This window comes from Cytobacillus sp., assembly GCF_032154635.1.
Lineage (GTDB): Bacteria > Bacillota > Bacilli > Bacillales > Cytobacillaceae > Cytobacillus.
The window spans coordinates 34,403-51,224 of the sequence record NZ_JALDXW010000005.1 but is presented as its reverse complement, the minus strand read 5'-3'; the positions used below and the strand labels follow the sequence as shown (position 1 = coordinate 51,224).

General features: G+C 35.5%; 16 protein-coding genes and 1 riboswitch. Of the genes, 3 read left to right on the top strand and 13 right to left on the bottom strand.

Annotated features, from left to right (window positions below; translation table 11 throughout):
• Positions 1-57 precede the first annotated feature (57 nt).
• The gene (qoxA, locus tag RUH74_RS05545) at positions 58-990 is read right to left on the bottom strand and encodes a cytochrome aa3 quinol oxidase subunit II (protein ID WP_313799272.1); all 933 of its coding nucleotides are present in this window, start codon (positions 988-990) and stop codon (positions 58-60) included.
• 489 nt (positions 991-1,479) lie between these two features.
• Positions 1,480-2,079, bottom strand: a complete 600-nt coding sequence (gene thiT / locus RUH74_RS05540) for an energy-coupled thiamine transporter ThiT (RefSeq protein WP_313799271.1) — start codon at positions 2,077-2,079, stop codon at positions 1,480-1,482.
• A gap of 65 nt (positions 2,080-2,144) precedes the next feature.
• Positions 2,145-2,246: riboswitch (TPP riboswitch) on the bottom strand.
• A gap of 179 nt (positions 2,247-2,425) precedes the next feature.
• Between thiT and RUH74_RS05535 the strand changes: the two genes are divergently transcribed.
• Positions 2,426-4,168: an AAA family ATPase gene (locus tag RUH74_RS05535; RefSeq protein ID WP_313799270.1), complete on the top strand. Its 1,743-nt coding sequence runs from the start codon at positions 2,426-2,428 to the stop codon at positions 4,166-4,168.
• Between the two features lie 165 nt (positions 4,169-4,333).
• On the top strand, positions 4,334-5,566 hold the full coding sequence (locus RUH74_RS05530; protein ID WP_313799269.1) for an ATP-binding protein: 1,233 nt from the start codon (positions 4,334-4,336) through the stop codon (positions 5,564-5,566).
• 169 nt (positions 5,567-5,735) lie between these two features.
• Here RUH74_RS05530 and menC read toward each other — a convergent pair whose 3' ends face one another.
• From menC to RUH74_RS05495, 7 genes are all read right to left on the bottom strand, one after another.
• Positions 5,736-6,842, bottom strand: coding sequence for an o-succinylbenzoate synthase (gene menC / locus RUH74_RS05525; protein WP_313799268.1), 1,107 nt, complete (start codon positions 6,840-6,842; stop codon positions 5,736-5,738).
• A gap of 202 nt (positions 6,843-7,044) precedes the next feature.
• Positions 7,045-7,815 carry a divergent polysaccharide deacetylase family protein gene (locus RUH74_RS05520; RefSeq protein WP_313799267.1) on the bottom strand — a complete coding sequence of 257 codons (771 nt, stop codon included), beginning with the start codon at positions 7,813-7,815 and terminating at the stop codon, positions 7,045-7,047.
• Positions 7,816-7,913: 98 nt separating this feature from the next.
• Positions 7,914-8,987 (bottom strand): ABC transporter substrate-binding protein, encoded by a 1,074-nt coding sequence (locus tag RUH74_RS05515; protein WP_313799266.1) that lies wholly within the window; start codon positions 8,985-8,987, stop codon positions 7,914-7,916.
• The gene (locus tag RUH74_RS05510) at positions 8,988-9,788 is read right to left on the bottom strand and encodes an ABC transporter permease (protein WP_313799265.1); all 801 of its coding nucleotides are present in this window, start codon (positions 9,786-9,788) and stop codon (positions 8,988-8,990) included. It lies immediately after the preceding gene.
• Positions 9,785-10,588, bottom strand: coding sequence for an ABC transporter permease (locus RUH74_RS05505; RefSeq protein WP_313799264.1), 804 nt, complete (start codon positions 10,586-10,588; stop codon positions 9,785-9,787). The genes RUH74_RS05510 and RUH74_RS05505 overlap by 4 nt, the downstream gene beginning before the upstream one ends.
• Positions 10,578-11,684, bottom strand: coding sequence for an ABC transporter ATP-binding protein (locus RUH74_RS05500; RefSeq protein ID WP_313799263.1), 1,107 nt, complete (start codon positions 11,682-11,684; stop codon positions 10,578-10,580). Before RUH74_RS05500 ends, RUH74_RS05505 begins: the two co-directional genes overlap by 11 nt.
• A 329-nt stretch (positions 11,685-12,013) precedes the next feature.
• A complete protein-coding gene (locus tag RUH74_RS05495) occupies positions 12,014-12,697 on the bottom strand; it encodes a M50 family metallopeptidase (protein ID WP_313799262.1) in 684 nt (227 codons plus the stop codon).
• Positions 12,698-12,916: 219 nt separating this feature from the next.
• Between RUH74_RS05495 and RUH74_RS05490 the strand changes: the two genes are divergently transcribed.
• A complete protein-coding gene (locus tag RUH74_RS05490; RefSeq protein WP_313799261.1) occupies positions 12,917-13,927 on the top strand; it encodes an AI-2E family transporter in 1,011 nt (336 codons plus the stop codon).
• A gap of 490 nt (positions 13,928-14,417) precedes the next feature.
• Here RUH74_RS05490 and RUH74_RS05480 read toward each other — a convergent pair whose 3' ends face one another.
• The 4 genes from RUH74_RS05480 to RUH74_RS05465 all read right to left on the bottom strand — a co-directional run bounded on the left by RUH74_RS05480 (position 14,418) and on the right by RUH74_RS05465 (position 16,789).
• The gene (locus RUH74_RS05480) at positions 14,418-14,666 is read right to left on the bottom strand and encodes a hypothetical protein (RefSeq protein WP_313799260.1); all 249 of its coding nucleotides are present in this window, start codon (positions 14,664-14,666) and stop codon (positions 14,418-14,420) included.
• A 299-nt stretch (positions 14,667-14,965) separates the two neighbouring features.
• The gene (locus RUH74_RS05475; RefSeq protein WP_313799259.1) at positions 14,966-15,283 is read right to left on the bottom strand and encodes a hypothetical protein; all 318 of its coding nucleotides are present in this window, start codon (positions 15,281-15,283) and stop codon (positions 14,966-14,968) included.
• Positions 15,268-16,290, bottom strand: coding sequence for an anti-sigma factor (locus tag RUH74_RS05470; protein WP_313799258.1), 1,023 nt, complete (start codon positions 16,288-16,290; stop codon positions 15,268-15,270). The genes RUH74_RS05475 and RUH74_RS05470 overlap by 16 nt, the downstream gene beginning before the upstream one ends.
• On the bottom strand, positions 16,277-16,789 hold the full coding sequence (locus RUH74_RS05465) for a sigma-70 family RNA polymerase sigma factor (RefSeq protein ID WP_313799257.1): 513 nt from the start codon (positions 16,787-16,789) through the stop codon (positions 16,277-16,279). The genes RUH74_RS05470 and RUH74_RS05465 overlap by 14 nt, the downstream gene beginning before the upstream one ends.
• Positions 16,790-16,822: the final 33 nt, after the last annotated feature.

The window sequence follows — 16,822 nt, the reverse complement described above, 5'->3', positions numbered from 1 at the left end:
GGTTCCTTGTCCCAATAAAATAAGCTGGGACGATGAACCTGACCCCTGTCCCGTTACTTAATGATTGCTATGATCTGAATGATTTTCCTCTAATTCGTTTGAATTAGAATGTCCTTCGTGTCCTTCATGTGTTCCTTCTGTTGATTCACTGTCTGAAGATCCATGATTATGCTCAGGTGGTGGAGCGAATTCTAAATGAGTACCTGTGAATGTCATTTGACCCAGATGTCCAGGTTTTAATAATTCATTATATTTTTCTTCAGTTAGTGGATCAGCTGTTTCTTTTACTTCTTTAATCCAATCATCAAAATCTTTCTGAGACATGGCAGTGACATTAAAAGTATTTTCAGCAAATCCTTTTCCGCTGAAGTTTGCATTACGTCCCATATATTCACCTGGCTCATCAGCAGCCAAGTGCAATGTTGTGATCATGTCAGCCATTGCATATTTTTGACCACCTAATTGAGGAATCCAAAAACTTGTTATTGGACCATTTGAATATAATTTAAATTCAAGGGCACGGTCTGTTGGAATATATAAATAATTGACAGTTTCAATGTTTTCTTCAGGATAACTAAAATGCCATTTCCAGTTAGATGATGAAGCATAGACAATTAATGGTTCCTGTTCTTCATAGCCTTTCGGAGCAGACTCAACGATATAGTTACTTTGCACAGAAACAAAAGATAGATAAGCAACAATTATTACAGGAATTCCGACGCAAATTGCTTCGACCCAAGGATTCCCTTCCATATGTGGTGGTTCATAGTCTTCACTTTGTTTTGAAGCACGAAATTTCACCAACACAAATATTAAAATAGCAAAAACAACGATAACAACTACCGACATAATTCCTATCGATAATAGAATGTCATTGGCTTGCCTTTCAGCTTGAGGCCCTTTAGGATCAAAGACCGCTAACGGCTCACATCCTGTTAACACAGTGACTATAGTGAAAAATACTGCTAATACAGCCCATTTCAATTTCATAACAGGGGCTCCTTTCATATTAGAAATAATAAATTCCAATTATTGTGTACATATTTTCACAATCTTCAACAAAAGAACATCAAAAATGTTCTTGCTGGTTCATTTACAATATTACCACGTTGTTAACGAAAAGAATGTGACAAATAAGCGAAGGAATATTTTTACTTTATAGGAATAACTAATATATTAAAATAGCAATAAACATTGATGTACAGTGCATTTAAGCCATTTTTCCAGTGGAAATAATGATGAAAATTGTAATGTAATCTTCACTAGTTGTTCACATATTTGTAAGAACTTTTTATCCCTGAGTCTAATGACCTGTTAAGTATAGCAACTTATTTTTTTAGAATAATGCTTTTTTATCCATTTTTAACATATTTTTCTTTGTATTGGTCATCAATTTTACCATATACATACCTCGGAAAATTAGTTTTAAACCAATAGTAAAAAATCCTCTCTATACAGATTAGAGAGGATCCATTTGTTTCAGGAAGCTTTGTTATGTGGGATAGCCAAAGGGTCATTTTTTCTAATAATTAATTGTGGTGCAGTGGAAATAATTAGTCCAACAACAATGGAACATAAAACCCAAGATCCAAGCATAGTGACTCCGTTAACCGCGAAGGAGAAAAGGAACGGTGACATCCCTTCAGGTGCAGCACTACCGAAAAATACTACTCCTGCTATGAAGTGCCAGAAATAACGTGCAAGACTGCCAACAAAGATAGCAGTTATAATCCATGCGACTGCTATTTTCTTTTCGCCATTTCTTAGATGCTTTTGTATGACGGTGTAAAATAATCCTGCAAAACCAATGAATGCGAATGCTAAAACATATTCAATAAATGCTTGAACTGGTGTAACAATCCATGCATCCCCCAATACAATTTGAAGAATCCCCCACATAAAGCCTGAAATCATACTGACACGAATCCCCCATCGAAAAGCTAAAATAAAGATCGGCAGCATAGCAACTGAAATAGAAATAGATGGCATTGGCTTGATTGACGGCAATAAATCTAAAATAATGGCAAATGCCGCAAAAAATGAGGCTTCAATCAATGCGATTAACTTAAATTTTTTCATAAAAATACTCCCCTTTTCAAATGGTACGACACCTCAAGGGGAGAATAAGCAAGCAAAACAAATAACACCTATTCAATCCACATTCCTGCGCTAGAATTATCTAACAGGTTCGAAGGGTCAGAACAATGAACTGTTCACTCTCAGCTTACGCTCCCCTTGTGGTTACGTTTATTTAATTATCCTATGTCATTATATCTTGCTTTCCAATATTTGTGAAGGAGAAACTTACTGTGGAGGCAAGGGTCGTATAATTACTCCATCATTTTCTATTTTTTACATTAATCATCCACTATTAAATAATAGTCTTACTCTTTATAATGAAATGGAACGATGAGGAGGGAAAAAGTTGAAATTTAATTTTAAGAAAACTACAACAATTGTTCCGATTTTTTTATGCCTTTTTGTCCTAGCTTATTCCATTTTCTTAATTGTTCAAAATGGAAATAAATCAGCTACAATCCCTTATTCTTCTGTTGAAAAATTGATCGCCTCTCAAAATGGGAAAATAGTTACGATCAATGAACGTATAAATGGAAAGCTTACAATTAAAACTGATGATGGGGAGTTTATTTCACATATCCCACCAAATAGTCAAATGCTTGATAAATTAGTAGAAAACTATCATGTTAATTATACTTTTTCATCTAGTAGTCCATATACACCATGGATTTTAGGCGGGCTTTTTGTCTTGATTATTGCCTTAGCCATTTATTTATATAAATCTGGCAAAGGCGGACTTGGTACAGCAAATACAATGAAGCAAAGTGTATCTAAGGCAAAGCCGCTTCCATCCATTTCGTTTGCTGATGTTGGAGGCATTCAAGGTGAAATGAAAGATGAAATTATGCAAACTCTTACTATTTTGAAAGAACCGGATCGTGCACTTCAAATGGGGTTGAAACCGCCGAAAGGGATTCTATTATATGGCCCTCCAGGAACAGGAAAAACCTTGCTTGCACAAGCGATTGCTAAGGAGCTAGATGCGACCTTCTTTTCAGCGAGTGGTTCAGCATTTAATGAAATGTTTGTAGGTGTTGGTGCTTCTCGTGTTCGAACATTGTTCCAAAATGCTAGGAAACATAAACCTGCAGTTGTTTTTATCGATGAAGTAGATGCCCTTGCCGGTAAAAGAAAGCAGCATGGTGGTGAAGAAAGCGAAAAGACATTAACAGAGCTTCTTGTTCAGCTTGATGGTGGACACTCTAACGATGGCATTCTTTTCATAGCTGCAACAAATCGAAAGGATATGCTTGACGATGCGTTTCTTAGACCAGGCCGGATTGACTTCTCTTTTCATGTTCCTCTACCTGATACAAAAGGCAGGAAAGAAATTATTGAGATTCATATGAAGAATCGAAAATTTGCTGAAAATGCCTTGAGTTTTATAAATGAACTCGCTGAGAGCACTTCTGGTTTTTCTGGTGCAGATCTACAATCTATGTTTGAAACAGCAAGCCGTAAAGCAGTACAAAATGGCAAGGAATGTATCTCAAAAGAGGATATTGATTTCGCTCTAGACAGAACGGTACTTGGAAGCTCTACCCGTGCACTTCAAAATGCAGAAACAAAAAGACGAGTTGCCATTCACGAATCTGGACATGCTCTTGTAGCTGCAATTACTAAGCCTGGGTCTGTTCGTAAAGCAACCATTATTCCCCGCGGACAAGCGCTTGGCTATGTTGCACCAGTTCCAAAAGAATTGCATCTATCAACAACAAGCGACATGCTAGATCAAGTAGCGATGATATTAGCTGGCGGTGTGGCCGAAAGAATCATTCTTGGTGAGCACAGCATCGGTGTTGGCGGCGATGTTCAGCAAGCAAAACAGGTGATTGAACAAATGGTTGATACAGGTTTACTCGATGACGGGTTTACTTTAACCTTTAACAAGTCAGATAAAGAAGCAAAAATGCAAGAGCTTTTCCAAAAAGCACTAGAGAGGTCAGAAAAACTAATAAGAACAAATAGAATCCAATTTGACAACTTGGTAGGTGCTCTCTTAAAGCAAGAGACCTTAGATGGTACTGAAGTACAAAATATTGTGGATCTTAATCCATCAACTGAAGAAAAAGAACTCGATCTTATATAAGTTTTACCGGCTCATTATGAGCCGGTTTTTCAAATTGTCGAATATTGTAAAATAATCAGGAAATGTATTTCCAGTCCATTCAACATTTATCTACATATTATAAAGGATTCCCCTCCCTGCTTGTTTAATTAATTAAGGAACAATTGGGCATAGGGGGTGGTATTCTTGAAGGATTTTGTAGCAGATTTGTTTTTTCACTTTTTTATCATGATGATGATACCATTCATAAATATCATTCTCAGCAGATATAAAAAGGGACTTAAAACAAATAGTATTTTTCTTCTTACGATTTTATTTTCTCTTATACTGTCCATGTCCTTTCCTGTAAAAGTGGGTGATGGCATCGCATTTGATTTAAAATTTATTCCCGTTTTTATTTCCTTTTTCTATATAGGTCCAATTGCTGGCGGCATTACGGTTGTTGCGATATTAGGAGTAAATATACTAGAAGAGCATATGGAATTATTGGTATTATTTATTAATTATTTAATCATTACACCCTTATTTGGATTCGTTTATAAATGCTACCAAATAGGTAATCCTTGGAAAAAACTCTGTATAGGCATTGCATTTTATCTTCTAATTACTGGTTCACGTACCATTGCTTTAATACAATCAGGACATTCAAATGATTTCGTATATCTTTTCTCATTTTCAATTGTCTCATTTCTGACACTTGCTATTATTATTTATTTAATTGAAATGAATAAGCTTCAGATAGCCATGCTGGAACAATTACAAAATGCTGATAAATTAAATGCAGTAAGTCAGCTTGCTGCTTCCGTTGCACATGAAATTCGTAATCCAATGACAACTATACGTGGCTTTTTGCAAATTTTGAAGGATGAAGATAATTTAACTTCTAAACAAGGAATGTTTCTATCTATTTCACTTGATGAATTAGACCGGACACAGAATATAATTGGGGATTTTCTTTCCCTTGCACGTCCTACGAACAATTATTTTGAGTCAATTTCTCTTTCCCAAACATTAGTAGATGTTGCTCAATTTATGCATCCGTTTGCTGTAATGTCTAATGTTAACCTGATCACAAATATTGAAGGAAATTTAGTGATTAATGGAAATACAAATGAATGTAAACAGGTATTTATCAATTTAATTAAGAATGCGATTGAGGCAATGCCCTCAGGGGGAAATCTAGAATTGTTCGCTTACAAGGAAAATGAAAATGCCATCATAAATATCACAGATGAAGGAATTGGCATTGACCCTATCCAGATTAAGCAATTAGGACAGCCATATTATTCAACCAAAACAAAGGGAACTGGGCTTGGTTTAATGATAAGTTTTGACATCATTAAACGTATGAATGGAGATTACAAAATTATTAGTAAAGTAAATGTGGGGACAACCTTTCATTTGTCTTTTCCTATGTAACAATCTCTTTCCGTAAGAATCGACAACATCTTTTGCATACGACAATTTCAGACGAAAGAGATGGCGATTCTAAGCAGGAAATGTCTGAATCTGCGCTTTCCCAAGAAATATTAATTGAATATTTCGTAATTAAAATCATTCCCAGGACCAAGATGTTCCTGGGAATTTTCTAAGAAAATGTCTTTTCATTTAAAGTATATTGCCGAATAGTTTTCATATTAGACTCAAAACCTATACCTGGATGAGCAGGGACAGTAATATATCCATTTTCAACTACTACCTCAGGATCAATGATATCCTTTTCCCAATAATGAGAAGAACCAGCTGTATCACCAGGCAAAATAAAATTCGATAAAGTAGTCAATGCAATATTATGTGCTCTTCCAATGCCTGCTTCAAGCATGCCTCCACACCATACAGGAATCTTGTTTTCCTTACATAGGTCATGAATTCTTCTTGCCTCTGTCAGCCCCCCTACCCTGCCAATTTTAATATTAATTATTTGACAAGCTTTCAATTCAATGGCTATCCTGGCATCCTCAAACGAATAAATGCTTTCATCTAAACAAATCGGTGTTTGAATCTCCTTTTGAAGCTTTGCGTGATCAATAAAATCATTTGCAGCTAACGGCTGCTCAATCATCATTAACCCGTATTCATCCATTGATTTAAACAGTTCGATATCATTTAACGTATATGCAGAGTTTGCATCAGCCATTAATGGGACTTTTGGGAAATGCTTGCGGATTTCTCGAATGACCTCCAGGTCCCAGTCTGGTTTAATTTTTACCTTCATTCGCTTGTACCCTTTTGCTGTATACGCATCAATTAATTGTAAAAGATCATCAATAGTTTTTTGAATACCGATGCTTATTCCTACTTCTATTTTCTTTTTATTTCCTCCAAGAGCTTTGGTTAAGCCTATCCCGTTTTCTTTCGCGTATAAGTCCCATATTGCCCCCTCAATTGTTGATTTGGCCATATTATTTTTTCTAATGGATGAGAGTAGATCTGATACTTGATCTGGATGGTTAAGCTCCTTGTTTAATACTGCCGGGATAATAAAATCCTCGAGCATATGCCAATTTGTCTTTACTGTTTCTTCTGTATACCAGGGCGTGTCAAAGGCTACTGATTCTCCCCATCCGATATGCTCATTTTCGGATTTCGCTTCAAGGAGGAGAAATTCTTTATCTTGCATTGTACCAAAACTTGTTGAAAAAGGAGATTTCATTTTCATCTTTAAATGACGTAAAGTGATTTCACGAATCTTCATAGTACACCTCTATTACTAAACATTTCTTATCATCTTTAATAATAGTGGAAAACTCATTTCCTTTCACTAAAAGTGTGTGAACTAGAATCTTTTTTTCACTAAAACATATACTAAAATTATAGCCGTCCACCTCTTCTACCTTCGCAGCGACTGCGGGACTAACCAGATCAGAATGTGGGCGGCTTCTAATTATTTTCTTCTTTTATATCCCTTCATCTAATAACTCATAGCCAGGAATGAGTTTGGAAAGCGGGACAAGTTCTGCTTTGTCTTTATAAACTGGTATATATGCTTCCAATACACTCGCCATAATTGGACCAGAAATACCAACATGCCCAATTGCAATGAATTGATCTCTTTTACTTAACTTTCCTGCTAATAGGTTCGCTTGTTTTGTGACATGTCGGATTGTATAAACGTCATCAAAAAATAAGTTATTTTCTAGAAATGGAACGTTTAGTTGTCTAGCGATTTTTTCTACAACACTATTTGCTGTTGTTTTGCTATCGAGATAGAAAAATCCATATTCTTTACAGACGTCTAAAACAATTCTCATGACCCTTTCATCTTCTGTTGCTTTTGAGCCCATATGATGATTCATGCCAATTGCATGTGGAACATCTTTAATTGCAGCGACAACTCGGTTTCTAATTTCTGCATCACTTAGATCTGTGGTGATAGCACCAGGACCGAGCCAACTTTTCTTCCCTTTTTTGGGCTCCATTGGCAAATGGACAATCACATCATGTCCGTTACGTTTTGCACGTTCTGCATCTGCCTTCGTACTCGGCATAAAGGGCATTATTGCAGCAGTTAAGCGAATAGGAAGATCTAATAGTTCCTCTGTTCCCTCCATATTATTTCCAAGATCGTCTATCACAATTGCTAGCTCGCTTTTCATTTGAGGAGCTTCTGCATATAGTGGCTGGTTTAAAGAGAAAAGTAAGACAAGCAGGCAAAATAATGGTTTCATTTCACCACTCCTTTTCCCTTTAATTTTTCCATAATCCCATAAGAATATGTTTAGACAGGTAAAAAAACTGACCAGCCTTGTGCCGGTCAGTTTTCCTTTTATTTTGTATGCATTTTAAATTCAAGAAAAAGATCATTGTAATGAGCGAGCATCCTTTTTCCTAAGTTTTCATATACCTCAAGCTTTGATGTCATTTCTTCATCTGGATAAAATCGTTCGTCACTTACTACATCTTCATCCATATATTTTAATGCTTCTTTATTAGGTGTAGAGTAGCCGACATAATCTGTATTTTGGGCAGATACTTCTGGATCAAGCATAAAATTGATAAATTGATGGGCAGCCTCCACATTCTTTGCAGTTTTTGGAATAACCATATTATCAAACCATAAATTTGATCCTTCTTCCGGGATTACATATTCCACATTTTCATTTTCCCACATAATTTCTTGGGCGGTGCCAGACCAAACTAGTCCTATGGCTGCTTCTTCATTTTGTAAAAGTAAACGGTTTTCGTCCCCAACAATCGCCTTTATATTTGGTGTTAATGCATCTATTTTTTCCTTTGCTTCTTGAAGATGATCTTTGTTTTTATCATTCAGTGAATAGCCTAAGCTATTTAATGACATTCCCAACACTTCACGTGCACTATCAACAAGCAAAATTTGATTCTTAAACGCAGGATCCCAAAGGTCATTCCAGCTAGTTAGTTCCCGATCGCCCAGTATTTTCGTGTTGTACAATATACCAACCGTTCCCCAAAAATACGGAATCGAATATTCGTTCCCATGGTCGAATGGCAAATCTAAAAAGCGGGAATCAAGATATTGAAAATTTGGGAGTTTTGAATGATCGATTGGAAGAAGCAGATCTTCTTGAATCATTTTATCAATGATATACTCAGAGGGGACTGCAATATCATAGGCAGTCCCGCCCTGTTCGATTTTTGTCAGCATGGCCTCATTAGAGTCAAACGTCTCATAAATGACCTTTATTCCCGTCTCCTCTTCAAATTGTTTAATCAGTTCCTCATCGATATAATCGCCCCAGTTAAAAATGGTAAGCGTATTTCCGCTCGTATAGCCCTGAGACGAATTTAGCCTGAAAACAATAAATATTAATATTAACGAAACGATTAACACTGCTAATAATGCTCGAATCAGCTGTTTCATTTATCTTACCCCCATTCTGCCTGGCTTGTTATTACGTTTAGTAATGAAGTAATAACCGACTACCAGAAGCATGGTAAAAATAAATAAAAGTGTAGAAAGAGCATTAATATTTAATGAAACGCCTCTTCTAGCAAGTGAATATATTTCCACTGATAAGGTGGTAAAGCCATTACCTGTTACGAAAAAGGTAACAGCAAAATCATCTAATGAATACGTTAATGCCATGAAGAATCCTGCAAATATCCCTGGTGTAATATAAGGGAGAACAACCTTTGTTAAAACATCCCAGCGACTAGCTCCTAAATCAAGTGCGGCATAAATCATGGATGTATTCATTTCTTCAATTTTCGGTAGTACCATAATGACAACGATTGGCACACTAAAAGCAATATGAGCTAGCAATACGGAGACAAACCCTAGCTTAATCCCAATCATCGTAAACAAAATTAAAAAGGATGCTCCGATGATAACATCCGGGCTAACGATTAAAACATTATTCAGCGAAAGCAGTGTATTTTTCACTCTTCTTCTTCTAGCATAATAGATAGCTAAAGCACCTGCGACCCCCAGAATTGTCGATATCGCAGCTGAAAGCAGTGCAATTATTACCGTATTTAGAACGATGATCAATAATCTTGAATTGCCAAATAATTCCTTGTACCATTCAAGAGAAAATCCTTCAAAATGATACATCGTTCCCCCACTATTAAAGGAATAAAACATCAAATATAATATCGGGGCATATAGAATGAAAAACATAATTACTAAATAAACTGTAGAGAGTTTAGATAACTTTTTCATAAGATTCCCCGCTTTCTTTTCCCAGTGAGAATCATAATTAATACCATAGCAATGATTAAAAAGACGGCAATTGTTGCCCCCATCCCCCAGTCTTGCGTAACTAAGAAATGCTGCTCAATAGCTGTACCAAGAGTGATCACTCGATTTCCGGCTATTAATCTTGTAAGCATGAACAGCGACAATGCTGGTATGAAGACAATTTGGCACCCAGATTTAACCCCATCTATTGTTAGCGGAAATACTACACGCTTAAATGTTGTCCATTTAGACGCACCAAGATCATTAGATGCATCAACAAGTGATGGATTTAATTCATCCAATGCATTAAAAATAGGCAGAATCATAAATGGCAAGAATATATATACAGAAACAAAGATAAAGCTAAAATCAGTGAATAGAATTTGCTTCGTCCCGATCCCAATTATTTCAAGAAAGCTATTAGCTGCTCCATATGTACCAAAAATACCAATGAACGCATACGCTTTTAGCAATAAATTGATCCAAGAAGGCAGGATAATTAATAATAATAATAGCTGTTTATGTTTTGTTTTTGTCAGCAAGAAAGCAATCGGATATGCCACAAGCAGTGTAAACATAGTAATTAAAAAGGCATACCAGAAAGAGCTAAATGTCATCTTTAAATAGACAGGGGTAAAAAATTTCTTATAATTCTCGAATGTAAATTGTCCATCTATATCAAAAAATGAATAATAAAGGACTAATAAAATCGGAGTAACCACAAAAAGAGCGATCCAAATTACGTATGGAATGAGGTAAAAGTTCCGTGATTTACTTCTCATGGCTGCCCTCTTCATAGGCTTCTAAACGTTTGTCAAATTCCTCTTCTGTTTCCCCGTGTCTCATAACATGAATTGCCTCAGGATCAAATGTAAGTCCAATTTCCTCACCTACAATAGCCTTCTTAGTCGAATGGACTAGCCATTCATTGCCTTCCTGGTCGTTGCAGCTGATTTCGTAGTGTACCCCACGGAATAATTGAGAATCTACGTTCACACGAAGCTTCCCATTTTCCGGATGAGTAATTTCTAAATCTTCAGGTCGAATAACGATTTCAACTGCCTCATTCGGATCGAAACCTCCATCAACACATTCAAAGGTTTTTCCAGTAAATTGTACAGAAAAATCTTTCAGCATGACGCCTGGGACAATATTCGACTCCCCAATAAAGTCTGCAACAAATCGGTTAATTGGTTCATCATAAATATCTGTCGGTGTGCCACTTTGCTCGATATTCCCATTATTAAGGACAAAAATCTCATCGGACATAGCGAGTGCCTCTTCTTGATCATGGGTGACAAAAATAAATGTAATCCCTAGTCTTCTCTGCAGTTCCCGCAATTCGTACTGCATTTCCGTACGCAGCTTTAAATCAAGAGCGGACAATGGTTCATCAAGGAGAATCACCTCTGGCTCATTAACAATTGCACGTGCGATAGCTACACGCTGGCGCTGTCCTCCAGACATTTCTTTTATTTCTCTTTTTTCATACCCTTCAAGATTGACAAATCTTAAAGCTTCTTTCACTTTGCGATCTATCTCATTGTTTTTTAACTTTTTTATTCTTAAGCCAAATGCAACATTTTCATATACATTTAAATGTGGAAACAAGGCATAATCCTGAAAAACTGTATTCACTTGACGTTTATTTGCTGGAACGTCATTAACAATTTTCCCATTAATAAAGATTTTTCCTTTGGATGGCTCAATGAATCCAGCTATTAATCTTAGAATGGTTGTTTTCCCACAGCCTGATGGGCCTAGAAGAGTATAGAATTTCCCTCTTTCGATTTCAAAGCTTACATCATTTAATACTGGGGGGTCATTATCATATTGTTTCGTTACTTGTTCAAAACGAATTATTGTATGATCTGCCATTTTTATCTCCTTCAATCATTTAGTTTATGTTTGAATTCATCGAAAAAAATCGAAACATAGTAAAGCACAAGCGGCTTGATCACCCTGACATGCACAAACTTTAAAGAGACATCTTGCCTTTTATGAAAAGATTGAGTTGTGATCTCTAGGTGGTAGCAGCAGGTGCTAGACATTTACAAACATTCAAACGTAATAATACCATATTCCAATAAGAACAGGCAGATTTTTATAGAAAAATTTGCATAATAAAGATAGAAGTTGATTAATTTTTCTTTAAAGGATAAAAAAAAGGAAGTATCACTCGATACACCCTTGTCTAAACTAAATAGTTACCTGCTTATTCGATAGCCCCCAACTTTAAACCCAGCTATTGCAAATGCTATGGCTTGACATATAAAGACTATTCCCCAAAACTGTGCAGGAATGATATGTGTTGACTGAGCAAGTCCTGTAGCATCACCTGCTGCATGCGGCTGTGTAAAACTTAACAGAAAAATAGTAAATGATGACGATATAGATTCAACTAAAAGAATGCTTGCTATCATAAGCAAGAAATGCTCCACAATGGCAGCTGTTCCTTTATATAATAGAAAGATAAACGCTGCGCCAAATGTAATAAGCCAAAAAATGCCATAGAAATTTCTAACCCAAAAGATAAGGTTTAATCCAATTAACAATAAGAGAATAATGATCAGTGGCTTATATTGTTTTCTGCTAATAAACCAAAAGGACAGGAAAGCAATAAAGGAAGAAAACACATACCCAGCTCCACCCGTGAAGAAACCGCCAAACCAAGAAGAATGACTTGTGTATGTTACCCCCTCCGTATTCATAAACAGGGAGATTTCATGTACCTTTCCCCCAAATAGAGCAATGATTGCATGACCTGATTCGTGAATGACTGTATTAACCACACGAAAATAGTTTCCTATAATTGGGATATGTGTAAGAATGATAGAAATAACAATAAATAATACAAATTTCAAACTAATATATTCCTTCAATTTATTCATTCTGTGTCTCCTTTTAAAAATTATGTAAATATTATACTGTTACGTTCCAAATTTAGGAAGGTTCCATCATTTTAATTAAATCATGGAATATACTTGAAGTGAATGTGAAAAAGTATCTGTTTTTTTATAAAATTATTATGATTATCATTAAAAATAGACTAAAATAGAAGATAAGAAGTGTAGCCGTCCGCTACGATATACTGGAGGAATATGACGTTAATGGAGACGATTCAAACATTATTACAAAAAAGTGCGTTTAAAAGATTTATTATTTTTGGAATTTTATTATTCGTTCTATATTTGCTTAAAAGCATGATTAATTTAATTCTAATTACATTTATTTTTTCATTTTTACTTAATCGGTTAGTGAACCTTATTACCAGAAAGTTTAAATTGAATCGGAAATTAACCGTGCTCATTGTATATTTGGTGATTATCGGCCTGTTAACAATTGGAATTAGTAGGTACTTGCCGATCATTATTGCTGAAATCTCTCAACTAGTAACACAGATCACAGTCTTCTATACCCAGCAGCATGATAATATCATCGTCAATTATGTAATGAGTTTTATAGAAACCAACCAAATCTCCAAATATTTAGAACAAGGTTTTACATTTTTGCTTAAATATTTTAGCGGAGTAAGTAATATCGCCATTCAAGTAATGTTATCTCTAATTCTTAGCTTATTTTTCTTATTAGAGAAAACAAGATTAATCGAATTTACGGCAAAGTTTAAGAACAGTAAAATTGCTCCTTTCTATAATGAGATTGAGTTTTTCGCGAAAAAATTTGTCCTTACTTTTGGTAAAGTAATAGAAGCACAATTTATTATTGCACTTGTCAATTGCGTGTTAACAACGTTAGCACTTTGGATCATGGGTTTCCCTCAATTAATGGGATTATCAATTTTAATCTTTTTACTCGGTTTAATACCTGTTGCAGGGGTGATCATTTCACTTATTCCACTTTGTACAATTGCATATACACTTGGGGGCTTTATCAAGGTAATCTATATCCTAATTGTAATCATGATCATCCATGCAATTGAAGCGTACATCCTTAATCCAAAATTGATGTCTGCTAAAACTGACTTACCTGTTTTTTACACTTTTATTGTATTAATCTTTGGAGAACATTTCTTTGGTGTTTGGGGTCTCATTGTTGGAATACCAGTTTTCGTTTTCCTTTTAGATGTATTAGAAGTAACGGATAAAAAAATAAAGGGATAATTAATAGAGGCTGGGACATAACTAGCTTCAAATAGTGAGAAGGGAGGATTTGAGAGTACTCAAATTCTCCCTTCTCTATTTTTGCGTACGTTTTTTCTATCATCTTAGTTAATTTTTTAGTTATATTCGGTAATGACTTCATCTACTAGTTCATTTTATAGTTGGTTCGACTTTTCTATTAATCCTTCCTACTATTTTTCGATCGATTTCTTCCAAACAAACGTAAATTTATTCGCATTTGCTTCAATCTTTGTGCCATCAATAAAAATCGCTTCCTGGTCAATCAGATTTTCTTGGACTAACTGTCAGCGGAATTGAACGAAACATTGACGGATTAATGCTTTTACTTCGGGTTGCACACGTAATCGGTTGATTGTTCAGTAGCTAGGTTCATACCCTTGAGCTAGCCACAAACAGGAATCACTTTAAATATAGATGTATGGATTTAATATTAGTTATAGGGCTGAAAAACTCAAAAAATTTCTCTTTATTACAAACAAAACGTTTTATATTGACCTGAAATAACATCTGTATTAGTGAGAGATAATATTTTTATATGTTTTGGTGCTACTACAGAATATTGCATTCCCATTAAGTAATTCATAATTTCTTGTTCGTATTGCGGAAATACTTCCTGATTCGTTGCTAAAACAATCATATCCTTTGTGGATGTATTTATAAAAGCTTGTGCTGAACAGCCGATCCATCCACCTGTATGACCAACCCATTCATCTTGCACGATAAAACCATAACCATAATGCCCTTCTCCCCCAACGATTGCATAACGTTTATTGTCATAGGAGTATACCTTTTATTGTTGCCCCTTCTTAAGGCTACGGATAAAGCAGCCGTTTTTATCAAATACGTTTACCTCATCTTTAAGAATCTCACCTTTTCCGATATGAACGGAAATAGCTTGAGAAGGTTGCACATAATAGCCATAAGCAAGTTTATAGTATCCTTTTTCAGTGTCATAAACATGGTGAAGAGGCTTTTTCATGTCGAGGTGGGTTTTGTCCCAGCCTCTTTTTTTGGGGTTTAGGGTTTAGGGTTAATGCTCCATGCCAGACCAAACATCATAAAAGTAAAAATATAGATGAAAAGACATAAAAGAATCCCCCAAATCGAAAACAATCTTGACCTTTTCTGAGTGAAAATTCCAATTCCGCCTAGTATCAAACCAGCTAATGGCAGTTTAATTAGAAAAAAATCTGGGAAAGCATCATAATCCATAATTAAGGCAATGTTTAATCCAGCAAGTGAAATGATTGCAATAATAAAGGAAAGAAAACCAGTAACAGTCGGAATTCTTTTACTTCGATGCTGTTTTTTTTGATTTTTCACTTCCAATTCCATAATTTCACTTCCCCTACCTTCATTGTCCGAATGACTTCATTTTTTTGAAGTTTCCTTAATTCTGAGGTTGGTCCTGTCACAACAGCCCCATATATGTAAATCCCATTTTTCTCTATATAAGGAACTCTTTCTTCTAGGGCAAGGCTCTTAGCACTAGCTATTTTCGCAGCATTCTCTTCATTAGTTCTTAAAAATTCAAGGATATCCATAAAAACTTCTTCATTTGTTTGATCACGCCCATTAAACGGTGACCAAGTGGTATGATCCACTTGTAAAGGATACCCAATTGGAGCGATTGGGTAGCCTTCTTTATCTGTTTGCTTCTTTTCAAGTCCAGTATCAACTGCCACCCACCGAACCTCTACATTTTTGCCTAGTTGTTTTTCTAATTCTCCTGCATTCATTAATTTATTTAGTGAGATATAAACTTCACTAACTGTTCCATCAGGCAAATTTTTTAATAAGTCCCATTCAACTTCAAGCCCCGGCGGTTTGACAGCATCCGGATGATATAAGCGATTTGAATCCATGCTTGCAATCTTTGGCAATGGCCGTTCTAATAGGATCGTTCTTTCTGGAAACCTAGGATTATCAAAGGCATACTTAATCAAGTATTCCCCCGCTTTATAATCCTCTTTTCCAATGCGCTTAAATACATCAAATTGAATATCCATAGAAAAGAATTTAATATGTTCTTCCAATTCCATTTCCTCTAAGCTGATATTCGGTTCGGTTACATAGACGGTTTTTGTGGCAATCTCAATTAAGTGATTTGCTTTCCCTCCAATGGCATAATATAAATAGGATCCGAGTGTCATACACGGAATAATTAATAGCAGGATCGCAAGACTTATCATAATAGAAGTAATTAATCCCATAAACTTTCCTTTTTTAATTATAGATCTCTGATCCTTTTCATCAATAGACTGGCTATTTTCAAAGTCTTGAATAGATTGATTAATATAAGACTGATAAATTTCATCGTCTTTCTTATTATCCTCTCTCATCCTCCAACCTCCTTTCTTTTACCCTTTCAATCAATTTTTTACGGCCGCGCACAAGATGGCTTTTTAGTGTATTAATTTTTATATCAAGTATCTCCGCTGATTCTTTAAGAGATAACTGATGTAAATCACATAATAGAATCACATGTGTTTCCGTTTCCTTTAAAGAATGGATATCTTCTATCAATAGTTGAAAGCTCTCCTTCTCTAATATTCGATTTTCAGGATTTTTCTCATGAATGATTTGATTTTTGGTCATACCTTCAATCTGATCACTGATGATTAAACGTCTATTCTTCCTGGAAAAATCAATAAATGCATGATATGCCACCTTAAAAAGCCATGCTTTAATATGATTGATCTCACTATCGCCTAAATGGATATACGCACGGTAGAATGCCTCTTGTACTAAATCTTCTGCTGTAAAATGATCCTTTGAAAGGGATAACAAATAACGGTACAAATCCTTTACATATACCTCATATGCCTCATCCAAATCCAATGCTGTACCCCCTTTCAGCATATCCACGTTTAA